Annotated in this window: 15 protein-coding genes and 2 pseudogenes; 7 read left to right on the top strand and 10 right to left on the bottom strand. The window is 70.9% G+C overall.

Annotated features, from left to right (window positions below; translation table 11 throughout):
• Positions 1-48 precede the first annotated feature (48 nt).
• On the bottom strand, positions 49-1,611 hold the full coding sequence (locus WME98_RS36100; RefSeq protein WP_437946181.1) for an RtcB family protein: 1,563 nt from the start codon (positions 1,609-1,611) through the stop codon (positions 49-51).
• 533 nt (positions 1,612-2,144) lie between these two features.
• On the opposite strand from WME98_RS36100, the gene WME98_RS36095 reads away from it, so the two are divergent.
• Together WME98_RS36095 and WME98_RS36090 are read left to right on the top strand one after the other, a co-directional pair.
• Positions 2,145-3,605 carry a peptidoglycan-binding protein gene (locus WME98_RS36095; protein ID WP_437946179.1) on the top strand — a complete coding sequence of 487 codons (1,461 nt, stop codon included), beginning with the start codon at positions 2,145-2,147 and terminating at the stop codon, positions 3,603-3,605.
• A gap of 76 nt (positions 3,606-3,681) precedes the next feature.
• Complete coding sequence (locus tag WME98_RS36090) at positions 3,682-4,251, top strand: hypothetical protein (protein ID WP_437337193.1); 570 nt, start codon at positions 3,682-3,684, stop codon at positions 4,249-4,251.
• Between the two features lie 10 nt (positions 4,252-4,261).
• Here WME98_RS36090 and WME98_RS36085 read toward each other — a convergent pair whose 3' ends face one another.
• Entirely contained in the window at positions 4,262-6,046 is a 1,785-nt protein-coding gene (locus tag WME98_RS36085; RefSeq protein ID WP_437946178.1) for a hypothetical protein, read from the bottom strand.
• A gap of 173 nt (positions 6,047-6,219) precedes the next feature.
• On the opposite strand from WME98_RS36085, the gene WME98_RS36080 reads away from it, so the two are divergent.
• Positions 6,220-6,657 (top strand): hypothetical protein, encoded by a 438-nt coding sequence (locus tag WME98_RS36080; RefSeq protein WP_437946177.1) that lies wholly within the window; start codon positions 6,220-6,222, stop codon positions 6,655-6,657.
• 343 nt (positions 6,658-7,000) lie between these two features.
• Here the strand turns inward: WME98_RS36080 and WME98_RS36075 are convergent, their stop codons facing one another.
• From WME98_RS36075 to WME98_RS36045, 7 genes and pseudogenes are all read right to left on the bottom strand, one after another.
• Positions 7,001-7,948 (bottom strand): hypothetical protein, encoded by a 948-nt coding sequence (locus tag WME98_RS36075; RefSeq protein ID WP_437946176.1) that lies wholly within the window; start codon positions 7,946-7,948, stop codon positions 7,001-7,003.
• Positions 7,949-8,273: 325 nt separating this feature from the next.
• Positions 8,274-9,575, bottom strand: a complete 1,302-nt coding sequence (locus tag WME98_RS36070; protein ID WP_437946175.1) for a DUF1552 domain-containing protein — start codon at positions 9,573-9,575, stop codon at positions 8,274-8,276.
• Positions 9,572-11,188: a DUF1592 domain-containing protein gene (locus tag WME98_RS36065; protein WP_437946174.1), complete on the bottom strand. Its 1,617-nt coding sequence runs from the start codon at positions 11,186-11,188 to the stop codon at positions 9,572-9,574. The genes WME98_RS36070 and WME98_RS36065 overlap by 4 nt, the downstream gene beginning before the upstream one ends.
• 727 nt (positions 11,189-11,915) lie before the next feature.
• A complete protein-coding gene (locus WME98_RS36060) occupies positions 11,916-13,529 on the bottom strand; it encodes a glycoside hydrolase family 30 protein (RefSeq protein ID WP_437946173.1) in 1,614 nt (537 codons plus the stop codon).
• Between the two features lie 646 nt (positions 13,530-14,175).
• Positions 14,176-14,758, bottom strand: a pseudogene (locus WME98_RS36055) (NPCBM/NEW2 domain-containing protein).
• Between the two features lie 192 nt (positions 14,759-14,950).
• A pseudogene (locus WME98_RS36050) lies at positions 14,951-16,010 on the bottom strand (glycoside hydrolase family 27 protein); the annotation flags it as partial.
• Between the two features lie 625 nt (positions 16,011-16,635).
• Positions 16,636-17,853 (bottom strand): rhamnogalacturonan acetylesterase, encoded by a 1,218-nt coding sequence (locus WME98_RS36045; RefSeq protein ID WP_437946172.1) that lies wholly within the window; start codon positions 17,851-17,853, stop codon positions 16,636-16,638.
• A 275-nt stretch (positions 17,854-18,128) separates the two neighbouring features.
• Here WME98_RS36045 and WME98_RS36040 point away from each other — a divergent pair, with 275 nt between their 5' ends.
• The gene (locus tag WME98_RS36040) at positions 18,129-18,392 is read left to right on the top strand and encodes a hypothetical protein (protein WP_437946171.1); all 264 of its coding nucleotides are present in this window, start codon (positions 18,129-18,131) and stop codon (positions 18,390-18,392) included.
• 296 nt (positions 18,393-18,688) lie between these two features.
• On the opposite strand, the gene WME98_RS36035 is transcribed toward WME98_RS36040, so the two are convergent.
• Positions 18,689-19,315: a DUF2690 domain-containing protein gene (locus tag WME98_RS36035; protein ID WP_437946169.1), complete on the bottom strand. Its 627-nt coding sequence runs from the start codon at positions 19,313-19,315 to the stop codon at positions 18,689-18,691.
• 422 nt (positions 19,316-19,737) lie between these two features.
• Here WME98_RS36035 and WME98_RS36030 point away from each other — a divergent pair, with 422 nt between their 5' ends.
• From WME98_RS36030 to WME98_RS36020, 3 genes are all read left to right on the top strand, one after another.
• A complete protein-coding gene (locus WME98_RS36030; protein WP_437946167.1) occupies positions 19,738-20,496 on the top strand; it encodes a hypothetical protein in 759 nt (252 codons plus the stop codon).
• A 74-nt stretch (positions 20,497-20,570) separates the two neighbouring features.
• Positions 20,571-21,557, top strand: a complete 987-nt coding sequence (gene bla / locus WME98_RS36025; RefSeq protein ID WP_437946166.1) for a class A beta-lactamase — start codon at positions 20,571-20,573, stop codon at positions 21,555-21,557.
• An 81-nt stretch (positions 21,558-21,638) separates the two neighbouring features.
• Positions 21,639-24,140, top strand: a complete 2,502-nt coding sequence (locus tag WME98_RS36020) for a hypothetical protein (protein ID WP_437946164.1) — start codon at positions 21,639-21,641, stop codon at positions 24,138-24,140.
• The last annotated feature ends 10 nt before the right edge of the window (positions 24,141-24,150 follow it).

The following is a 24,150-nucleotide window of genomic DNA, read 5'->3' as shown; positions in this document are numbered from 1 at the left end:
ATGGCCTGCCTGCGGCGTGGTCGTTTCGCTTATCGTACGGAGCGCGCCCTATCCCTTGACCGTGACGAGCGGCCAGAGTCGCGCCACGCGCCGCGCGATCCCGGCATCCTCGACGGAACGGACGACCGGCGTGATCGGCTTGTAGGCATACGGCGCCTCCTCCTTCATCCGCTGGTGGTACTTCGCGAGGATGTCGCGCCGCCGCCGGACGCTCGGCGCATCCGGATCGAGGGGCGTCACGACATGCAGCTTCTCGACGGCGCGCCGGTAGAGGTCCTCGTCGGCGTGCGCGGAGCGGCCGCGCGTGAGGCTGCGGCCCGCGCCGTGGCACGCGCTCGCGAGCAGCTCCGCGTGGCCTTCGCCGGCGAGCACCCAGCTCGCGTCGCCCATCGAGCCGGGGATGATCACCGGGTGACCGGTGTACGCGAACACCCCGCCCTGCCCCTCCGGTCCCCCGGCCGGCGTCGCGCCCTTGCGGTGCAAGTAGCGCGGCTCGGCGCCGTCGGGCTCCCAGATGAGGTTGTGCGGCGCATCGTACACGAGCGAGCTCGCGACCCGACGGCCGAGGACCTCCTGCAGCGCGCGCACCACCATGAGGCCCAGGAAGAGGCGGTTCGCGAACGCGAAGTTGGCGGCGTTCCGCATCGCATCCAGGTAGACCGAGGCCTCGCGGGCGTGGGGCCCCACCGCCGGCAGCACATAGAAGCCGTGCGCCGGGTGGGGCACCCCCGCCGGGTACAGCGCGCGGGCGCGCTCGTTGAAGTAGCCGCCGACCGCGTGCCCGAGCCCGACGGAGCCCGCGTGGGCCATGATCGTGACGGCGTTCTTCGTCAGCCCGAACGCGCGCGCCGTCCCGCCGTCGACGAGCTCGTCCACGGCCTGGATCTCGACGAAGTGGTTGCCTCCGCCGACCGTGCCAATCTGGACGTCGCGCCCGTCGGCGCGGCCCGACGCCTGGATGTACGCGTCGAACGCGAACGTCCCGCGCGCGGGCAGCGCGCCGTGGAAGTGCACGCGCTCGAGATCCTCGCGTTGCGCGCGCGGATCGTAATGGTTCCACAGGCCGGTGCGGGCGTTGTCCGCCGCCGTCTCGTGCAGCCCGGCGAGGCCGTCGCGGAGCATCGCCGCGCGCTGGCGCGGCGACATGGGGATATCGCGCTGTCCCTGGAAGAAGATGGCGCGGAGCCGCTTCTTCAGGGCGCCGACGTGCGGCGCGAGCTCGTCCCGATCGACGTCCGTCGCGAGCAGGCGCATGCCGCAACAGACATCGTTGCCGACCGCCTGCGGCACCACGAACCCGCGCGCGTCGACGACCGTGCCCACGGGGATGCCCGCGCCCTTATGAAAATCGGGCGTGAGCACGATGGACCGGATCTCGCCGGCCGCGCCGCCCCAGAACGGGGCGATCCTGCCGGCCTTCTCCCACGCGCGCAGATCGCGCAGCGTGCCTTCCAGCGAGGCGAAACGGAGGAGCTCCTCGATGCCGTCGGCCTCGACGACGACATCTTCCCGCGCCACGAGGGTGATCGGGATCCCGAACAGATTGTCGATGCGGGCCGTCGCGCCATCCACGCGACGCACCACCGCATCGAGATGCAATTTGCCAACCATGCTGCTGTCCAATTCACGAAGACGCACGCGGCCGACGCGATCGCGCGAAGGGGCCGCGGCTCACTCTCCCCCGGTTTGGACCCGGCGCGCGCACGAGGGAGGCGCACACCGCAGCAGCGGGGCTCAAGATAGACGCGAAACGCCGATCGTCAAGCGCCTCACGCGGGTCCGCGCCTGCCAGGAGGGCGCGCGAGGTCGAGGCACACTCACGTGCGGCCAATCACACTTCCGTGCGGTCCGTCTCTTGCGCGGTGGCGAGGCGCAGATCCGCGGCCTCTTCGACGCACCCACCTCGCCCGCGCCTCTCGCTGGCATGGCGCCGCACCTCTCCCCTGGCCTGCCGATTCCACCCATCCACGGCCCCCGAACCCAGGCCGTTCAGGACACCAGCACGACTCCTTCGCCAGCTACAGCCTTGACGCCCGACGCCCGTGGTCGTGATCTGATGGTGAATCCATCGGGGGGTGGTGGCCGTACCTGCAAGGCCCCGAGCTCGCGCCTGAGCCGGCCCTCATCGAGGAAAGGAATCCACCATGCGCATCGTCCAGATGGGCTCAGGTGAGCCCCGCGATCTCGTCCTCTGCTACCTCGTCGGCCCTCACATGGACGCCGCGCTGCGCGACGCCCTCGGCCCCGCGCCGTGCGTGGTCGCCTATGCCACCGGCAAGCCCGCCGAGAGCCTCGACGCGGTGACCGCCGCCGTGCGCGACCGGCTGCACCGCCCCACCCTCGGCCGCATCGTCCTCGCCGGGTACTCTCTCGGCTGCAGCGGCGTGCGATCCCGCTTGCTCGAGAAGGCGCAGGCGAACGGCGCCGTCGCCGCCCTGGTGCTCGTCGACGGCACCCACGCGAGCAAGCCGCCGGTCGCGTGGCAGATCGACGTGTGGCGCGACGCGTTCGCGCGCGCCCGTCGGGGCGAGCTGCTCGTCGTGGCCACGCACACCCAGCAGAGCTACGTCGAGCAGCTCAGGTCGCCCGAGGCGCCCTTCCTCTCCACCGCGACGGTGCTCCGCCAGGCCACGGAGTGGCCCCTCGACGCCGCGGGCCCCGTCGACGCGCCCGCGGTGCGCAACGATGGGCAGCTCTGGATCTACTCGTACGCCAGCAAGGCCATCGACGCCGAGGCGCACATCCTCCAGCAGCGCGAGGTCCTGCCGAGGGTGCTCCGCCAGCACATCCGCCCCTGGCTGGAGGGCCCCGGGGCCGACCCGACGAGACCGGCCGATCCGCCCGTCGGCGCCGACGCGCTCGAGCAGGCCGAGCACGCCTCGACGAGCGGGCAGCCGGGGCCGAGCCCCGTCGTCCGCCAGATCCTGCGCCTCGGCTCGCGGGGCGACGACGTCGTCGCCTGGCAGCGGATCATCGGGGTCGATCAGGACGGGATCTTCGGCGGCGTGACCGAGCGGCTCACGCGCCAGTGGCAGAAGCGGCACGGCCTCGGGGCGGACGGCATCGTCGGTCCCCTCACCTGGAGCGCCGCCGAGGCGCGGAGCGGCGAGGCCCTGCCCCCACGCGAGGTGCCCAAGCAAGCCACGCCGCTCTCCGAGGCGGAGCTCTCGGCGGTGCTGGAGCACAGCCACGAGCTCGTCTTCCAGGAGAACCCGAGCCGCGCGCGCCTCGCCTGCGCGTGGGCGCACGTGGCCATCGAGAACGGACGCGGGCAGAAGGTGTGGAACTACAACCTGGGCAACATCACCGGATTCGGCCAGTGGCCCGGGCAGTATTACGTGATCCGCGTCGCCGAGCGGGTGCAGCGCAATCCCGACCTGTGGAAGCAGGTGGACATGCGCTTTCGCGCCCACGCCGAGGCGCTCGACGGCGCCGCCGACTACTGGCGGCTCATGGGCAAGCACTACCAGCCGGCGCTGGCGCGCTTCGACGCGGGAGACGCCGCGGGCGCCGCCTTCGAGCTCTCGCGGCTGCGCTATTACACCGCGCACGCCGACACGTACGCGCGGAACATGAGCTCGCTGTACCGCTCCTTCCCCGGCTGATCGCGCGGCGCGCCGCCGCCCGCCTGGCGCGCCGGCGCTGGCTCCGGCCGCGCGCCCCTGTGGTACCCTCCCGCCCATGGGTACCGCGAACGCCCTTGTCCCCGAACGGCGCTCTGCCCTGCGCCGCGCCCCCTGCGCGGCCCTCCTGCTCGCCGCCTGCGGCCCCGCGCCCACCCTGGCCGAGCCGCGCGCCCCGGAGCCGCCGCCCCCCGCCGAGACGGTCTACATCGTCATCCACGATCCGCCCCCGGCGGCGGGAGCCGCGGTGGCCGCGGACGACTGGGTGCCGGACGAGGCCCGCGGCGACAACCCGTTCGCGCGGACGCGCACCTGGATCGGCGATTACGACTGTCCGCAGGGCACGACCGAAATGACGTTCCGGATCCTTCAGGTCCAGGGCGACCGGATCAAGGCCGTCTTCGACTTCCGTCATGCCGCGTCCGGCGCGTCCGGGAAGTACCTCATGCGCGGCCGTTACGACCCCGAGACGCGCACGGCGACGTTCTCGCCCGGCGCCTGGCTCGAGCGCCCTCCCAACTACGTCACCGTCAGCATGAAAGGCGATCTCGCGCTGGACGGCTCGCTCTTCGCCGGGCGCATCGAGCACCCGGAGTGCGGCGCCTTCCGGCTCCGCCCGGCGGGCTAGCGCGCACCGCTCAGCGCCCGGCGGACAGCCGCCCTTCCGCCACCGGGCCGGCGAGCGCCGCCCGGTACCCGAGGTAGCGCCCGAACGCGCGCATCGCCTGGTTCCAGTGCTTGGGCTGCTTCACCCACATCTCCTTCACGCCGACGTCGGCCAGCGCGTCTCCCACGTCGATCCACCGCGGTTCGCCGGTCAGCGCGTAGGCGGCGCCGAACACGGGCACGATCAGCAGGTTGAGGTCGGCGGTCCCGCTGTCGTCGTACGCGTCGGTCTCGCAGCCCCAGAGGTACCGGAGCGCGCGCCGGTCCGAGGTGATCGCGCGCTCCGCGAGCCAGCCCGCCGCGCGCGCCACCACGTCGCGGACCCGCGGGTCGCCGGTGAGCGCGCGGTAATCCATGAGCGCGTCGACGAGCAGCGCGGTCATGAACGGCGAGCCGCCGCGCGGGCCGCGCTCACACTCGGACGGGTCCGCGCGGTTGAGGTCGTGCTCGAAGGCGCCCGACGCGCCCTGCCGCTGCCACGCCACCGTGCGATCCGCGAGGCCGCGCAGCGCCGCGAGGAGCTCCGGCCGCGGGTCGAGCGCGTAGTAGCTCGACAGCGTCATCATCGCCCAGGCCATGTTGCGCTCGGTCGCGCGCAGCACGTCCTCCTTGCCGCCCGTGAGCGCGGGCAGGTTCAGCCGGAGCGCCTCGCCCATCGCGAGGACCGCTTCCTTCGCCGCCGGGTCGCCGGTGAGCAGGTAGTCGTCGAGCATCCCCTGGCCGAGCATGCGCCGGAGGACCTGCCAGGAGAGGGGCGCCGCGGGGGTCCAGTCCTCCTTCTCGCAGACGTGGACCGCGAGCCGCCGGTCGGGCGAGAACCGGAGCTCGTGCTGCCGGTACCAGACGGCCTCGGCGCGCGCGCGCCGGTAGCGGGCGGCGTCGCCGTTCCGGAGGAAGCGCTGGTAGAGCGCATGCGGGCCGTCGTAGTAGGTGCGGTGCGCGCCCGCGCAGCTGACCCCGTACGCGTCGTAGGCGGGCGTCATGCGGGCGAGCGCGCCCTCGATGCCGCTCTCGAACCCGGGGAAACGGCGGTCGTCGATGGCGGGGAGCTGCGGCCCGCACACCTGGCTCGCCGCGTACCACGAGGGCGGCAGCACCGCGGCGATCGGGCCGTCCGGGTCCGGCAGGAGCGATTCGTCGAGCACGGCGCCCTCGATGCCCGGCGCGTCCGCCCGCTGCCCGGGGGAGGTCGCCTTGGCGCGGCGCCGGGGCGCGCCCGCCGGGGGCTCGCCGGGCGGAGGGCTCTGCGCGGGGCGCGGGGGAGCGCCGTGCTCCAGCGTGTAGATCGCGCGCTCGCCCGGCGCGAGCGCGGCCCGGAACGCGACGAGCGCGCTGCGGATCGAGCCGTCCAGCGGCCAGACCGCGAGCGGCTTCGCGCGCAGCGGGACCTGGGCGCCGCGGCCGTCGCGCAGGCGGAGGAGGCGGACGTCGCGCAGCGCGCCCGGCGGGAACGGCACGCCCGAGGACACGACGGCCTCCGGCGGCGGCGTCGCGCCGGACGGGCCCTTCGCTGGCGGCGGGCCCTTCGCGGGCGCGCTCGTCGCAGCGTCGGCGACGAGCAGCAGCGGGACCGAGCCCGCGCGCGCGGCGGCGACGTGCGCCTCCAGGACGGCCCGCACGCGCGGCTCTACGCGGCGCGCCGCGGGCACCCGAGCGGACGGCCGGCCGCAGCTCGTCCAGAGGAGGGGCGCTGCGAGGAGCAGCGCTGCGAGCAGGCGGAGGGCGCCGGGCCTCGCCTTTGCGCGCTGCGCATCCATGCCGCATCCGATGACCGGCGCCCGCCGCGCATCGCGGCAGAGCATCGGGGAGCGCAGGCGCGATGAGCCCGGCCGTTCCGGCGCGGCACGCTCGCCCGGTCGCGCCCGCCGGCTTCCGGCGCTCGCCGCCGCTGCTCGTGCTCGAGGATCTCCGCTGGGGCGACCAGCCCACGGTGAGCTTCCTCGACGCAGCGCTGCGCGATCTGCGCGCCATGCCCTGGATGGTGCTCGCGCTGGCCCGGCCCGAGGTGCATGAGGCCTTTCCCCGGCTGTGGGCGGAGCGCCAGACGCAGGAGATCCGGTTGAAGGAGCTGCCGCGCAAGGCGTGCGAGCGGCTGGTGCGGCAGGCGCTCGGCGCGAGCATCGGCCGGGAGATGCTGGAGCGCATCGTGGCGCTCGCCGGCGGGCATGCGTTCTACCTGGAAGAGCTCATCCGGGCGGTGGCCGAGGGCCGTGGTGAGGCGCTGCCCGAGACCGTGCTCGCCATGGTGGAAGCACGCCTGTCGCGGCTCGACCCCGAGGCGCGGCGGCTGCTGCGCGCGGCCAGCGTATTCGGCGAGGTGTGCTGCAAGGGGGAAACAATTCGGAGACGCAGAAATATTCCTGAGTGATTCCGGAAGGTTGGCTGCTGTGTCCGGCAGCTACGCGGCAAGCGCGGGGAATCCGGGGGAGCTGTACGGGGCCATGGGCGTGCGCCTGTGCCGGTGCTGGCGGTCGCGGGTCTTCAAGGGCGCGGCTTCGGACCGTCCCTGGCGGGACGATTCCGCGAGGGCGAACCGTTGCGATCCGTCGCTTTCCGCGAGGTTGCAAGGGAGCGTGATCCGGGATCGTGTTCCCTCGGAAGCCATAGTCCCAACGCAGGCCCCAACGTAACCGCCCAGCCATCGCCATGGACATGGCCGCTTGCGGCTCTCCGAAGCGTACGCGCACCAGCACGTCGCTCGGCGCGGCCGTTCACTCCTCGCAGCCGATCCGCTCATCGTCCAGCGCGACGTCGTCGATCCACGCCGTGAACCCCGGCGGCGCGCTCTGGTAGTTGTTCCACCCGATCCGGACCTCGCTGAACGCGTCCGGGATCTCCGAGCCCGAGTAGTTGCCCGGCCCGTTCGCGATGCTGATCTGGTCGAGGAGCTCGCCGTCCAGGTAGAAGTCGTAGCGCTGCGTTGGACCGTCGATGTGCCACTCGACGCAGTGCCACTGGTCACCATAGGACCAATCGTACGTGCTCCCCTTGCCGAACTCCGCCCCCGCGGGCTGCACGTTGTAGAGGTACTGGATGTGCGACCCGTTGCCGTCATTGTTCCAGCCGTCCTTGTCTTCCTTCACCGTGTCCACGACGCGGACCTCCTGGGGGCCCGTCGTGGGGCCGCTGCCGTACAGCGCGACGAGCGTCGAATGGACGAACGCGTCAGGCACCGGCTGCTGCACCCGGTAGCGGATCCGGCCCCAGTGCCCGCTCCCGAGCTGAGAAGCATCGTGATAGATGCGCCGCTCCCCGTTCGCGACGGGGCCCATCTTCAGCGCGTGCGTGCCGTGCGCGGCCTGATCGTCAGCGACCGCGACCGGCTCACCATGCTTGGTCCAGCCCTGCGGAACGCCGCCCACGTCGGTGTCCTCGAAATCCTCGCAGAGGATGTACCTGCCGGACGCGCAGCCCGTCAGGGGCGTCTCGCCGCCGCCCGAGCCGCCCGAGCCGCCTTGCCCGCCGCCGCTCGACGAGCTGCTCGTGAGGCTCCCGCCGTCGTCGCTCGACGAGCTGCTCGTGACGCCCCCGCCGTCGCCGCCAGCCCCGCCGGTGCCGGTCGTACCGGTGCTGGTCGCGCCACCGCTTCCGTCGCCTCCACCGGAGCTCGAGTCCGAGGAGGCTGAATTGCAGCCCACGTGGAATGCAACGAGGGCCAAGGTAAGACTCACAGCGTGAATACGATGCATGGTAGACCTCCGGCTCTCGGAGAGCCAAGCGAGCGGACCAGCCCTGGTACTTTTGTCATGGGGTGATGTCAAGACCCCCTTGAACCCCTTCGAGTGCACCCGCGATATCACGAACAAGGATGGATATCTCGAGTGCAAGAGGTGAGCTGACGCGGTCGTGATGACCGCATCGACACCCGTGTGGACGGCGAGGGTGTCGCAGCGCTCGCTCATGTCGGTGCGCTGCGCGGGCGCTCCGCTCTCGGGAGCACCGGTGTGCGACCCGAGCGAATCGCCCCGGAGGTTCGCTTGCCGGTCAAGCCTTCAAGAACGCGTCGCAGTCTCCGCTGTAGCCCGCGCCGACGCTGCTCACCGGGACGTCCATCGCGTGGCAGAGCGTGGCGAGCAGCTTGTTGTGCGGCATGCCCCCCAGCTTGACCTTCCGCCCGGTCTTGAAGAACCCCCCGCAGCTTCCGACGAGCAGGAACGGGATGTTGTTGACGGCGTGGAAGTTCCCCTCGTTCATGTCGTTGGCGACGACGACGACGCTGTTGTCGAGCGCGCTCCCGTCCCCCTCGGAGGAGTCGGCGAGCTGCGCCACGAGCGTGGCGACCTGCTCGTAGAACCACCGATCGATCGCTGTCTTCTGGGCCGCGTTGTTCTCGCCCTCGTGGGCGATGGCGTGGTAGTCGGGGCTGCCGATGCCGAGCCACGGGAACGTGAGGCTGTTGCCCCCGCCGTCGTCGATGAGATCGAGGGTGACCGTCCGGGCCAGGTCGCACTTCACGACTGCCGCGGCCAGCTTCATCATCAGGTCGACGTGCTTCGGATAGTCGTTGATGTTATTGTAGTTGATTTCCCCCTCGCCCATCGCGGGCGGCATGCACACGCGCTGCGAGGCCGCCGCCGCGAGGTCCAGCTCCATCGCGCGGATCGAGTCCAGGTGCGCCTGCACCTTCAGCCGGTCCTCCGTCCCGAGGCGCTGGCCGAAGCGCTCGAGGTCGGTCCCCACCAGATCGAGGACGCTCTGCCGGCGCTTGCGCAGCTTGTCGATCTGGGCTGCCGGCAGGCTCGCCCCTCCGAAGAGCTTGTTGAAGAGGCGGTAGGGATCCGTCTCGGCGTTGTTCTTCTGATTCCGCCCCGCCCAGCTCGTCGAGAAGCCATAGGGGCGGCAGCCGAGGTTGAGCTGCGGCGAACTCACCCCCTTGCTCCTGAGATCGTCTCCGATGATCTGATCGATCGACGGCGCGACGCCGTCGCTGACCCCGGGGGCGGGGCTCACACCGGTGAGGAGCGCGCCATAGCTGAAGTGCCCGTCGTACGTCCGGTTCGCGTCCAGCATCACCTTCAGGTCGACCCCTTGGGGGATCAGCACCTTGGACTTCCAGCTCTCGAGCGGCTCCAGGATGGTCGGGAGGCGCGCCGCGTTCAGGTCGTCGTTGCCCGGCAGCCAGTTCTTCTGGAAGATGCCGTTGGTCCAGGTCACGGCGATCAGGCGCTTCGGGAACGCGCTCGGCGCCGCCATGGCCGCGCGCTCGGCGTGCAGCAGCGGCAGCATGGCCGCCCCCACGCCCAGCGCCTGGAGCAGTGCTCGCCGTGAGAATCGCGCCTGGTTCATTGCAGCACCTCTCCTTCCATGATCGCCCGGAAGCGGAACGTACGTGAGCTCACCAGCGCCACCATCAGCTCGCGGATGTCCTGATCGGCGCCCTCGAAGGCATCCACCACCGACTCGAACGAGGCCTTGTCGTCCCCCGTCTCGCCCCGACCGAGCGCATAGCGCAGCCATTGCTTGGAGAAGCAGCTGTGGACCGTCTCGCTCGAGGCGAGCACCTGGCTGAGCCCGCGCGCGTCGGCCACGGCGTGGACCTGACCGTCCAGCTCGACGGTGCTCGTCGCGTCGACCGGCTCTCCGTTGTCCGTGGTCCGGAAGCGTCCGATGCCGTCGTAGCTCTCGAACGGGAATCCGAGCGGATCCAGGAACGCGTGGCAGCCCTTCGCGCACGCCAGCTGAGAGTGCTCCGCGAAGCGCTCTCGCGTGGTACCTCCCTCATCCGGCCTCTTCGGCTCCGGGATGTCGTTCGGCGGCGGCGGGAGCGTCTGACACAGGAGCTGGTAAAGGATGGCCTTCCCGCGCCGGACCGGGTGTGAGCCGCCGGCCGCGCCCGTCACGGTCAGGAACGCAGGCGATGTCAGGACGCCCGAGCGCTGGGTGGGATCGAGCGACACGGGCTGCATCTCGTCGCCCGTCGGCCCGCCCACTCCATAGACCGCAGCGAGCGGCCCGTTCGCGAACGAGCTCGTCCCGGTCAGCACCTCCTCGAGGCGCCCGCTCCCATCGAAGACGACCCCGGCGACAAAGCGCCTCACCTCCTCTACCATCGCGCGCTTCAGCGGATCGCCGAACTCGGGGTAGAGGTCGGGGTCCTTCGGCTTGCGCGCGGACGACGAGATGTCGAGCCAGTCATCGAAGAAATCCGCCACGGCGTCGCGCGCCCTCGCGTCGCCCAGCATCCGGCGCGCCTCTCGGGCCACGTCCTCGGCGCTCGCCAGCCGATCCGTGGCCGCGGCATCGAGCAGCGCCTGGTCAGGCATCGTCCCCCACAGGAAGTACGAGAGACGGCTGGCGACCGCATAGCCGTCGAGCTTCACGGTCGCCCCCTCGACGATCGCCGGCGCCGGCCCGTTCTCCCAGTGGTAGAGGAATCCTCGCGACTGCAGCATCGCCTCGATGAGGAGGACGATCGCTCCGTTGAAATCGAGCTCGATATCCGTTCGCCCGGTCTGGTAGAGGCGCATCAGCGCGTCCGCCTCGTCGGCGGAGACGGGGCGCCGGTACGCCTTCAGCCCGAACTCCGTGACGAACTTCCGGGCACACTGCTCCTCGCCGGCGCTCTGCGCGTCACACGGCACGAGCGCGCTCAGGCGTGGCGCCGCGTTCGCGGCGAGCTTCTCGGCTGCGTCGCGGAACAGCTCGGCGTTCAGCTTGTCGATCGGGCCGGGCAGATGGTAGGCGAGGACCGGGTCGTCGTTCTCCACGGGCACATCGTTGAGGTGCAGCGTGGTGTCCCCGAGCAGGTCACGGACGGTGTTGAGGTACTCGCGCCCGCTGAGCCGGCGGAGCACCTTGACGCCCGCGGAGGTGGGGTCCGCCGGGGTCTCGTCGAAGCTCGGGTCAGGAGCCGCGGAGCCGCCAGGCCGCCCCTCGGCGTCACCCGAGCCGCCGAGCACCCCGGTGCATGAGGCGGCTGCGAGCGCGCAAAGGACAATCCCTGCGCAAGTCCGTAAGATAAATCTCATCGTGTTCATCTCCTCGTGTGAACGCATCCGCTCCGCGAGCGCGCCCCTGCGATGGCGCGGGCGCCTCGAGAGAGAATGGCGCAGCTTCGACGCCTCGCGACGGCAGCTCCGCAAGGATGGCCAGGCGACCAGCAGGTCGGCCGTCGCAGAGGGCATCTGACAGTAGCGGCTCGCCTCCGAAACGGCTCACCCTCCAGTCGATCTCCAGTCGATTAGCACTCCATGGCAGATTTCTGGTCAAACGCACGCCGCGAAGAGACGCAGGATGATCAGACATGTTGCAGTCCGGCGCACCGCGCCGCGTCACCGCCGAGTGCCGGAGTCGAGCTTCTACCGCATTCTGCGCGAGCAGGGGCTGTTGGCACACCGCAATCCGGCTCGACCGGCACGCGCCCATTGTCCTCGCGAGCTCGTCGCCAAGAGGCCCAATCAGGTGTGGTGCTACCTGAAGAGCGCGGTGCGCGGAGCGTTCTACTTCTTGTACCTGATCGTGGACGTCTACAGCCGCAAGATCGTCGGCTGGTCGGTCGAGACCGAGGAATCGATGCTCGCTGCTGCTCGCCTCCTCGAGCAGACCTCGCAGAAGTCGTGCCCCCGCTCGCGAGCGGGATGCCACCCGCCCCGCCGCTGCCATCATGAATGGCGCACCAGGGCGAAATCAAGGCATCGGAATAACGAAGGTGGTGATGGAAAAGGCCGGGACGGTGACCACCAAGCGATAGTCTTCGATCGCGATGTCGGGGAGCCGCGCGAGGTCCTCCGTGCGCGAGGTGCGGTGCGCTTCCGCCGCGAGGCCGACCGTGGGGAGCCGCGTGAGATCGAGCGTGTAGCCGCGGCTCGCGCCGCGATCGCCGTTGCGCACCACGAGCGTGAGAGCGCGCCCGTCGGCGCTGACCGCGGCCACCATGTCCTCGCTGTCGACCTCGACGAAGGTCGCGCCGGGCCGGATGTAACGGCTGAAGCCGGCATGCATGTAAAAGCGCTTGATGGGCGCGTAGGACTGCTCGCGGTCGTTCAGCGTGAAGCTCGCCCAGCTGCGCGACGGATCGCCCGACTGCCAATCCACCCAGGCCTCCGGCTGCAGCTCACGCAGATCCCGGATGATGCGCTCCGCCATGAACAGCGCCGCGTCGGTGTCGTCGCTCAGGCTCTGCCCGAGTGGTCCGGATTCCGATTGCCACAGCCGCTTGCCGAGCTCGGTCGCCAGCTGTCGGAGCTCCTTGCGCCGGCTGCCCGCGTAAGAGTGGACGTTGAGCTGCTGGAAAGCGGCGAGCGTATCCGAGCCGAACGCGCCGATGTTCCGGACGGCATCATCCATGCTGTTCTCGTCCGACGCGCTGACCACCGTCTCGTCGAGGCCCTTGCTGGCGAGCTGCGCGGCCACCTCTCGGATGATCTTCTCCTGGCTCGCCCGGTCGAAGTGGCAACCTTCCTGGGAGCCATCCGATTTCCACCAGTTGGCGTAAGGCTCGTTCAGCGGCTCCAGCGTGCGAAAGGTGATCGCGTGCTCGTCCCTGTAATGACGCACGACCTCGGTGAGGTAGTGGGCGAAGTCGTCGTAGTGGTCGGCCTTGAGGTTGTCTCCGCCGCTCCTGCTGCCCGAGGCGCACCCGCTGCTCGTCATCCAGTACGGGGGAGAGTTGGAGAACGCCTCGAAGATCAGGTCCGTTCCGCGCTCCGCGATGCGCAGGAGGATGGCGCGCTGGCGCTCGTCGTTCTCCCACGTGAAGGTCCCGCCGGCGCCTTGGAACCCCGGCATCTCGCGATGCTCCTTCATGTGCTCGTGGGACGGGTTCTCCCCTCCACCGATGTTGTAGCGGAAGATGTTGTAGCCGAGGCCGCTCACCGGATCGACGACCGCTTCGACGACCGCGTTGCGCTTGGCTTCGTCCCACCCGCCCACGTGATTTGCCCACCAGCACAAGCTGGTCCCCCAGCCCTCGAACGATTGGTGGAGCGCGTCCGTGTCGATCCTGACGAGCTCCGTGCCCGGAGCGGCGGTCACCGTGGGGCGTGGCTCGCTCGGTGAGCCCCCGCTCCCGCCCACGTCCCCCGTGCCGCCGCTGCTGCTCGACGATCCGCCCCCCGGGCCCGCGGTCGCGCTGCCTCCGCTCCCCCCCTGGCCGCCGCTCCCCGCTGCCGTGGCGTCCACGAAAGGGCTCGGATCGCTCGGGGAGCACGATACGGCCACGGTGAGCACGGCGAGCGACGCGATGAGAGCTGGAATCTTCAGGCAGGTCCGTGCGGCTTCGGGGGGTGCTGTCTTGCCCATGACGCCCCTGTGTCGGCTCCCCCTTCGAACCAATCACGAGCAGGTGCTTTTTTTCGAGGCGGTTGACCGCGAGGCGCACCAATCCAGACTTACTGAAAAAATGGATTGATACACCGTCGACGGCTACGCGAGCGCCGGCACCGTTCTTTCCGGCATGCGCTTCGACCGCTACGACCGGAGCGGCGGAGAGGGGCCGCGCCGAGCTCGCGCCCGCGCTCCTCGTCGCCGGCACCGCTGCGTCGGCTCCCTCCCTGCATGCATGAGAAGACGGCAGAGCGATGCTTCGACCTGGCACCGCAGCGCGCTCGACGGCGAGGGAGCGCCGCGCACGGAGGATCGTGGCCACGTGGGCGCTGTGGCGAAGAGCGCTGGCCTCGCGTCAGCGGCGCACGCGACCGGCGGGAGGACGTCGCCGTTCCGGTGAGCTCCGAATCTTCCAGTCGGTCAGGAAAAGCGTCCTCTTCGTCGTTTCCGATGATTGAGTCGGCGCCGGTCGCGCAACCAGGTGAGGACAGATCGTTCCCTCGCTCCCGGTCGCGACGGCAGGTGAACCGCCCGGACCAGAGGGCGACCGGCGACCAGCGAGCCGTGGGCTCGCCACGTGCGCCGCGATCCCTGGAGGATGTCTTATGCGAACTTCTTCACTTCACTCCTGCTCATCGTCGTCGCCGCCACCCTGGCCGGCGCGTGCGCGATCGATCCGGCGATGGACGCCGACGCCGCGGAAGAGGGCGAGGCGTCGACCGCGGTAGCGGCTGACGGTGCCTCCGGTGTCGGCGTTCGCGATGCCCCAGCCCTCGGTCCCTGACTCGAACGAGAAGATGGTCTGCTCCGGCGTCGTCGGCTCGCTGCTCCCGCCGCACACGACGACGCTAGACGCCCAGTCCGCGTAATCGCTGGCGCTGGCGTCGCCCGGCGCCGCCACGAGCCGCAGCCACGTCGCGCCGGTCACGTCCGCCGTGAGCGTCTTCGCCTCGTCGGCGCCCGTCATGGGACCGCTCTCCGCCACCACGGCGTCATCGGCATCGACGGTGAACGAGGCCGACCCGCCTTCTGACCTCGTCGTCGATCCCCACATCGGTGGTGAGGGTCGAGCAGCGCCCGCCGAGATAATAGACGATCTCGCTCGCGGCGTGGGTGCCGAGCCCCCTCGTGTAGACCTCTCCTCCGAGGGTGATCAGGTTGCCGCCTCCGGGCGCCTCGTTCCCGTTGCTCGCGTCGAGCTCCACCGGGCCGATCGCGTTCTCGGAGCTGAACGGAAAGAGCTTGCTCAGGTGTGTCGCGCCGTCGCGCGGCGCCGCCACGACCACGCTGACGATCTCGCTCGAGAGGGAGATCTAGCCGCCGTCGCCCCCGGCGTAGGTCGTCGTCACGAGGATCGTGTAACGGCCGGCCGGGGTGCCCTCGGGCACGTGGATGGTCCACGCCGTCCCCAGCGACGCGTCGCTGCTCAGGAGCGCGCTCGAGCTCGCGTTCTCCGCGACCACACCCCAGCCCTCCGGCGCCGTGACATCGACCGTCACCGCCGCGGCATCGCTGATACCCTGGATTTTCACCTCGGTGGTCAGCGTCGCTCCCTCGGGGTGCCCGGAGATCAGGGTGCCCAGCGTGGCCCCGACGCTCAGCGCGGGCGCCTGCGTCTCCGGGGCCGGCGCGGGGCTGACCGGCGGCCTGCTTGCCCAGCGGGTCCTGGTCGATGGCGATGATCTCCTTGTTGCTCAGGATCGAGAGCGTCTCCGCGGTGGCCGTGCGCAGGTCGGTGCCGATGATCAGCGGCGCAGCCATCATCGCCCACATCCCCATGTGCGTGCGGTACTCGGTCAGCGACATCCCGCCATTCCCGCTCTCCAGCATGTCCGGGTCGTTCCAGTGCCCGGGCGCGGCATACTGCGCGAGCCGGACGTTGGCGTCGATGATGGATCGCAGGCTGGACCAGTTGTCGCTGATGTCTCCGGTGGTCCGCCAGAGGTTCCCCACGCCGACGGCCCACTCCCAGGGCCTCGACTGGCCCCACTCGCAGATCGAGTACACGATGTTGCCGCCGGCCTGGTCGAGCGCGTCGCGCATGGCGGTGTAGCGCCGGATGTAGTCCTCCTGCGAGCCGTCGGACTCGTTGTAGCAGTTGTCGTATTTCAGGTAGTCGACGCCCCACGCGGCCCAGGTCTGCGCGTCGATCTGCTCGTGGCCGAGGCTGCCCGGATACCCCGCGCACGTCTTGGTGCCGGCGTCGCCGTAGATCCCGAGCTTCAGGCCCTTGCTGTGCACGTAGTCGGCGAGGCCCTTGATCCCGTTCGGGAACTTCTCGGGATCGCGCACCAGCTTGCCGTCCGCGCCGCGCTCCCTGAGCGCCCAGCAATCGTCGATGTTGACGTACGTGTAGCCGAGATCCTTCAGCCCGGACTCCACGAAGAAGTCCGCCGTCTCCTTGATGAGCTCCTCGTTGACGGCGCAGCCGAAGGCGTTCCAGTTGTTGAACCCCATGGGCGGCGTCAGCGCCAGCTGGTCGATGGGCGTCGGCGCGTTGCCGCCGCCGCCCTCGCCGCCGCCGCCGTCGTTGCCGCTGCCCCCTGCGTTGCCGATCCCCCCTCGCCGCCGCGGCCGCCTTCATTGCCGCCGCCCTCATGGGCGCTCCCCCGACCCCCGTGGGGATCGTCGTCGGATCCCCCGCAGCCGACAGGGCCAGCAGCCAGCATGGTCGAAGGAACGGCCGCGATTGCGCCCGGCGCATGGCGCGCGCACTTCTGCATCATGGTCCAGAACCTCTCGGTGACGGTCAGCGACGACCATCGTCCGTCGCTCACGGTTCGATACGAGAGCCCGTCTCACAGGTCTGGTCGCCGATGGCCCAGCTCTCGTGTCCTCCGGACGTCCAGGCGCTCGCCGCGCTCGACCTGGCTCTGCTGGGCCTCCGCGCGCCGAACTGCCTCCGAATTCCAGGTCGAGCTGAGCTATCGGCTCGGCAATCCTGTCGGGATGGGCTCTGAGCGGCGCTCACACTACACCGCTGAGGAGACCGATACAACGTCCCAGATCAACAATCCGGGATGCCCAGCTTGTTCGTCGCGCCCGGGCGCGACGGGAGCCCGCCGGACTGTTCCAGGAGCGGTCAAGGCTCACCGTCGAGCGCGCGCAGCCGCACGGCGAGCTCCGGAACTTTCGCCCGGATGCCTTCGACGACGAGCTCAGCGAACACCCTCGCCCCGTCTTCGTTCGAGTGCGTGGCGTCGCCGTCCACGTAGAAGGCTCTGGCCTGTGCTCGCCCGATGCTGTCCACCCACGCGGCGCTGGCGGCCATCAGGTCGATGAAGGGGATCCCCTTGTCGCTGGCGATCTGAAGCAACACCTGCCGGACATTCAGATCGTTATAGATGTGCTGTCGCTCGAGCGGCTCTCCGTTGTTCCTCACCATGGGTGACACCAGCACCGGGTTGGCGCGCGCGCTCTTCGTCGCGTCGACGATCCCCTCGATGCGCGAGCGGTACGTCGCCGCGGACGTCGTCTTGTCGTTGTGGCCGAGCTGGACGAACACGTAGTCGCCGGCCTTCAGGCCTCTCGAGATGCGATTCCACAGGGCGCCGCCGTCGGTCCGGAACGCCGCCGTGCCCTCGCCGGAGTCCGCGTAGTTCGTGACGGAGATCCCCGGACCGAAGAACGCGGGCAGCCGCTGTCCCCAGCCCGTGAAGCGAGCATGCGGCTCCTGGTCCAGCTGAGGAGCCTGGTCGCATACTGTCGAGTCGCCCGCGAGATAAACGACGACGGTAGATGGGTCCGCGGGCGCCACGCTGACACCTCGCAGGTCGGGCGCCTCCCCACCAATCCACAAGTTCAACCCATCGATCCCGGGGTCGACGTCCTGGATGGGCTGTCCCTCCGGCTTCCGCACGTTGACGGTGAACCTCACGCACTGCGGAGCGTCCGCAGGTGAGCCTTCCCAGATGAAGCGCCGCGACTCCGCCGTGACCACCGTCTTGCCGCCCACGAGCAGGGTGACATCGTAGTCGCCTGTAGGCCCACCGAACGAGCAGGTCAGGGCCTTGTCTCCGGAGCAGCGCGCGAGGAGATCGGGATCGAACGCCGGAGGCGCCGCGCAGTCTCCCTCCGCGATGCCCCCGGCTCCCGTGGCGCCTCCCGCGCCCGATCCGCCGCCGCCGTCCCCTCCGCCCGACGTGATCCCGCCGGATGCGTCCCCGCCGCTGCCCGCGGATGCGTCCCCGCCGCTGCCCGCGGATGCGTCCCCGCCGCTGCCCGCGGCAGGCGCGCCACCCGCCTCGCCGGGCGTGCCATCTTGCCCCGGAGCAGCGTCACTCCCACAACCGACGGTCAAGCCGAGGACCGACCATAAGATCGCGAAACACGGAACAACGGCAGCTCGATGCATCGATTCTCTCCTGTCCCCCGCGTCGAGGTACGCCGTCTAGGTGAACCGAGACACCTCGGCTCAATCACGGGTAGATCAAATTTTCTGGAGGCTCGGAACGATCGCTTCGGAAGGCAATTTTTCGCTGGGGAAGGACGACGTTCGGTGCAAGGGCTCGTCCTTACAGCAGGGTGATCACCCGCCGGGTTTACGTCCGTGCTTCGCCGGGTTACCCCCCTCGGGTGGCGCCCATCCAGCAGCTCGACAAGGAGGAACTCGGCGCGGCCGCCGTCGAGCACATGGCCCCGGAGCCGATCGGCGCGGTCCCTCGCCGCGGCGCGGGCTTCGGGCCGGGGGCCGCTCTGCGCCTAGCCGACGTCGAGGTCGCCGCGCGCGAACTTGCGGCCGCCGTCATCCACCTCGGCACGCTCGGGGCCGCCACAAATGTCGAGGCGGAGGTCTGTCAGCTCGGCTGTGGCTCTACACGCGGCCGAGCGCAGGAATAACGCTGGCAACGAGCAGCTCGAGGGCGAGCGTAGCGCCGTCGCCCATCTGGCCGAGCGCAGGAGTGCTGCCGGCGATGAAAAGCGCGGGCGCGAACTCGGCGCGGCCCCTCTCCGCCGCTCCGGTCGTAGAGGTCGAAGCGCATACCGGGAGGAATGGTGCCGCCGCCGCTGTCAAGCGGCATCGTGCGCGGCGCGGCAGATCCCTGTGTGGGTGCTGTTCGTCCACCACTTGGTTGACGCACACCCCGCGGTACTGAACAGCGGCCGCCCGGCTCAGTCCTCGACCAGAACGCCGATCACCAGACTACCCAGTTCCATCCGCCATCGTGGGGGACTGTGTAGTCACAGCCGTCCCCCAAGCATGGTTCAATGGCACCATCCACACGATATCCGCTGTTGGGCGTTGCGCGCATAGTTGTGTTTACCAAAGTGTCGGTCTTGTAAACAGGCGCCGAGTAGGCAATGGCATCGTCCTTGCTACACAATGCGGCTTTGGCATAGGTTACGATACCGTAGTTGCACACGCGTCCCCATTGCGCGCTACATGCCATCGAATAACGCATCTCGACGTACCCGAGCGTTGCTCCGGTTGCCGAATCGCGGATATATTTGCGTGCGAGCGAAGAATTCGTAGGTGTTACTGCGTCGGCGTAGCAGCCCATCGCAACAGGGTCCTTCCCGTTGCAGCCGGTGCCGGTGCACGAGACGACTGCCTGTTCCGCTGCGTCAACATTCTCTTCATCATTCCACGCGCCTTCGCCGAGTGGCTCAGCAACACACCCGTATATGCCGACCGCGAGTGCGGCAATGGTAAAAACGATCGTTTTTTTCTTGTAATAGTCTTTTGCATCGCAAAACCCTTCCTTGCTAAACAAGACATGTGGCAACCCTATCAGGATGACTCTAATTGAAAACAATACCACCCGGCCTCCATGCAGAACCGGATCAGCAACACGCCGGGCTAGATTTACCGACCCCGGACCGGATTGGGGGCACTTTCCGACGAGCGCGAGATAGTCACGCGCGGACATCGATGGAGCAGGGAGCGCTGCGACATTCGGGGACAGAGAGGCGACGGTCGAGGGGACCGGGAGCGCAGCGGCGATCGGCGCTGGGCGGAGCGCTGGCAGCTCCTGCGCACCATACGCCACTGATATCTGCGAGGGATCGCGCCATGTGGTCCTTATCTGCTTATCCTTCGTTGCCTCGACTTTCGAGGAGAAGGCGTGGATCAGCGCCCGTTGAACGTCGATCGGCAGAACGCTCCACTCGTCGACTATCTGCTGGACATACGCATGCGTAACCGGAGAACCGTGGCGAGGGCGTCGACGACGCGGATCGCGCCATGGATCTCGCTCGCGCTCAATCGGTCAATCACGAGTCCGACATCGGCGTCGCCCACCTGGCGAAAGGAATGTGCCTATGGCACCTCGGCGCGCCGCTCGCCGCCGAGCAGGTCCTCTCGGGGCTGGCGCCGTTCGTCGACACAGGCCTCGCCGTATTCAGCGCGTTTCGTCGCTTCAGCCTGGCGTGGCTGCGCGCCGACCGCGGCGCGCACGACGAGGCCCGCCAGCCAGCCGTGGAGCTCCGCGATTTCGGGTGCGAGCACCGCGTCCCCCTCGACGAGGGCCGAGGCCGCTGGGCGCTCGCGGAGGTGAGCCGCCGCGCCGGAGACCTCGAGGGCGCCGAGCGCGAGCTCGTGGCGGCGCTGGAGCTCCTGGCGGAGGCGTCTCCGATGGACCATCCCGGCGCGCTGGGGACGCTCTCGGCCCTCCGGCGCTCTCAAGGTCGCGCCGCCGAAGCCCTCGCTGCTGCGGAAGTAGCGCTCGCTCGCGTCGAGGACATGGGCGGTGCATGCGGAATGTTCCGCGGCGCGTTCGTGCGCCTCGCCCACGCGGAGGCCCTCCACGCCATGGGGGATCGAGCAGCCGCGCGCGCCGCCATTGCCACGGCCCGAGCGCACCTGCTCGCGATCGGCCACAAGATCGCTGACCCCAGTTACAGGAAGAGCTTCCTCGAGAACGTTCCGGAGAACACCCGCACCCTGGCGCTGGCGCGCGCATGGTTGGGAGAGCCCGCCGAGGCGGCCGCGGGTCGACCTTGACGAGTGCCCGGGATCCCGGCCTTTTCCTCTCCTCTCGGGAATGAGCTTCTCTCCTCGGGCGTACGGCAGCCCGCATGCAAGACCACCCTCGATCCTCACGCCGCGGCTTCCTCGGTGGAGCCGCCTCCGTCCTCCTCCTCGGCTGCGCCGGAGCGCAGCAGCCGCAACCGGCCGGCGCCGGAGCCTCGAGCGCGGCCCCGGCGGCGCCATCCCCAGCGGCGGCGGGCGCGCAGGCCGCCGCTTCGCCAGCGGCCTCGCCCGGGCCGCGCGCGCAAGCCGCGCCGGCCCTCGCGCGCATCGAGGCGCAGCTCGGCGGCCGCGTCGGCGTGGCCGCCCTCGACACGGCGACCGGGGCGCGCGTCGGTCACCGCGCCGCCGAGCGCTTCGCGATGTGCTCCACCTTCAAGGCGCTCCTCGCGGCGTGCGTCCTCGCGCGCGCCGACCAGGGCCAGCTCAGGCTGGATCACCGCGTCACCTATCGTGCGTCCGATCTGCTCGAGCACGCACCGGTGACGCGCGCCCGGCTCGCGGAGGGCGGCCTGACCGTCGAGGAGCTCTGCGCCGCCATCGTCGAGATCAGCGACAACACGGCCGCCAACCTGCTCCTCGCGCAGATCGGCGGCCCCGCCGGGCTGACCGCCTACGTCCGCGGCCTCGGCGACGAGGTGACGCGCCTCGACCGCAACGAGCCCGCCCTCAACGAGAACGTGCCCGGCGATCTCCGCGACACGACGACCCCCGACGCCATGACCGATACGCTTCGAGCCATCCTGGTCGGCAATCGCGCGCTCCAGCGGGTGTCGCGCGAGCGCCTCGCCTCCTGGATGGTCCGGGCGACCACCGGCCTCGCCCGCCTCCGGGCGGGCCTGCCGAAGGACTGGGTCATCGGCGACAAGACCGGGACGGGCAACGGCATCGCGAACGACGTCGCGGTCGCGTGGCGCCCGTCGCGCGCGCCGATCGTGATCGCGTGCTTCGTCGACGCGCCGTCGGCGAGCGCCGACGCGCGGAACGCCGCGCACGCCGACGTCGCCCGCGTCGTCGCCGAGGCGTTCGGCTGACCCGGCGACCCGCCTCGCGCCGCCGTCGAGCCACGGCGGCGATCGTGCGCGCCGGGCGTCGTGATAAGCGTTCGCCGCACCATGCAGGCGCCCGACACCGACCCCTCCGCGCCCTCGGATCCGCTCCACGACGGCGCCCCCCCGGCCGCCCCCATCGCGGACTCTCCCCCGGCCGCCCCCGCGCCCGCCGCCCGCGGCGCCGCCCCCGCGCCCTCCCCAGCCGCCCCCGCGCCCGCCCCTGCGCCCTCCCCACCCCGCCGCTGGGCCGTCGGGCTCCTCAGCGCCCTCCACGCCCCCGTCTTCGCCTGGGCCGCGCTCTCCCTCCCCTTCCGGCCGTGGACGCTCTTCGCCGTGGCCACCGCCGCGCTCGCGCTGCTCCACGCCGCGACCGCCGCGCTCTCGCTCCTCCCCCACCCCCTCGTGCCGCGCGCCTTCCGCGCGACGTCCTTCGCCTCGCTCGGCTACCTCGCCTTCCTGAGCTACGGGCTCCTCTCCTCGGCCGTCTACGTCGCCTCGCTGAACCGCGGCCTCGGCACCGGCATCGCCGCGGCGCTGCTCGCGGTCTGGGCGGTCGTCGCGCTCCTCACGCTGCCGTTCGCCTGCTGGGGCGTCGCCTCGACCGGCGGCCTCCGCCTGCTCCGCCCGGAGCGCCGGCCCACGCCCGCGCTCGCCGCGCTCGCCGCGCTGGCGCTCCTCGCCGCGATCGCGCTGCTCTTCCGCCACCGGGTCGCCAAGGCCGACGTCCTGCCCGTGCCGGGCGGCGCGCCGTCGCGCACCGGGGCGGCGCTGCGCGAGGCGCTCGCGTCCTTCGACGCGCTCCCCGCACCGCCGGCCAAGGCGCCGTCGCTCATGACCACGGCGCCCGCCGCGTGCGCCGCGCCCCCGGAGCCCGGCCGGCCCACCCTCGTCGTCACCCACCTCGCCCGCGCGGAGGACCCCCAGCGCGCCGCCGCCGCCACCCGCTGCCTCCAGCCCGCGCCCGGCGACGACCTCGCCGCGGCGCTGCGCGGCGCGCTCGCCGAGGCGCTGCGCGGCCCCCTCAAGATCGACGTAGTCTCGGCCGTGCAGCCGCTCGCGTCGCCGGGGCCGGGCCTCGTCGGCCTCGCGCTCCGCCCCGGGCTCGACGGCCTCTGCCTCGCGGAGCGGTGCCTCATGCCGTGGCAGCTCATCGCGACCGACGCCTTCAACACGAACGCGCCGCTCGCCGGCGTCCCCGACTTCCGCTTCGGCGTGGACCTCGCCGTCCTGCGCCGCGCCCTCGGCGAGCCCGAGCCGCCCGGTGGCCGCGGTCCCGACGACGCCGCGCTGCGCCGCGGCCTCGCGCGGATCGAGACGCTGAGCTACGCGGTCGACGCCGAGGGCGCGCTCCACCTCCTGTCCCGGATCGGCGAGCCGTCGGTCCCGCTCACCGAGGCGACCGCCCAGCGGGCGGCGGCCGCGGCCCAGCGCTACATCCTCGGCGCGCAGCGGAAGGACGGGATGTTCCGCTACATCGTCGACCCGTTCACCGGGCGCGCCTCGTTCGACGGGTTCTCGATCGCGCGCCAGGCCGGCACCACCCTCGCCCTGTGCGAGCTCGGGGGCGGCGACGGCGGCGCGCCGGCACGGCCGGAGCTCAGGAAGGTGGTGCAGCGCTCGCTCGGGCTGCTCGCGAAGCTGGAGCGCAAGGGCGGCGAGGGCGGCGCCGTCGGCGCGCTCTTCTACCCCGCGGACAGCCCCGGAATGGTCGCGAGCCTCAACCCCACGGCGCTCAGCCTCGTCGCGTTCCTGTCGTGCCGCGACGTCGTCGGCGATGCGCACGACGCGCTCATCGGGCGGCTCGCCCGCATGGTGCTCGCGACGCAACGGGACGACGGCGGCTTCGCGCCGCAGCTCGACCTCGCGCGCGTCGCGCCGCTCCTGGGCCCGACGCAGCTCTACGAGGGCGGCCAGTCGGTCCTCGCGCTCACGCTGCTCGAGGCGCTCGCCGCCCGCGATCCGCGGCCCGGGCTCCCGCCCGCGGCCGAGGTGCGCGCCGCCGTCGACCGGGCCATGGACTACTACGCGAACCGCTACTGGGACCATTTCGCCAGCGATTTCGTGTACATGGAAGAGAACTGGCACTGCCTCGCGGCGCGCGCGGCGCTCGGCCACCACCGCCGGGACGACTACGAGCGGTTCTGCCTCGACTACGTGGCGTTCAAGTCGCGGCTCGTGCTCGACGAGGACAGCGACGTGGCGCCCGATCTCGTGGGCGGGTACGGGTTCGGCAACGTGCTGCCGCCGCACAACACGTCGACGGCCGGGTTCGGCGAGGCGCTGGCCGGGGCGATGGCGGTGAAGGAGGCGCGGGGCGAGGATCTCGCGCGGGAGCGGGCGCTCATGGAGCGGGTGCTCGGGTTCCTGGTGCGGCAGCAGTGGTCGCCGGCGACGTGCTTCGCCTGCAGCCGCGACGTGATCGTCGAGGGGGGCTTCAGCGAGAGCATGGCGTCTCCCCGGATCCGCATCGACTACGTGCAGCACGCCTGGGCCGCGCTCGGCCACGGGGGCCGGATGCTGGGGCTCGTGCCGGGGCGGAGCGCGCCGGCGGCGGGGCCGCTGTGAGCGCGGGCGC

The sequence above is a fragment of the Sorangium sp. So ce296 genome (assembly GCF_051529605.1).
Classification (GTDB): Bacteria; Myxococcota_A; Polyangia; order Polyangiales; family Polyangiaceae; genus Sorangium; species Sorangium cellulosum_D.
The sequence above is the reverse complement of the archived record's forward strand: the minus strand, read 5'-3'. Positions and strand labels throughout refer to the sequence as shown.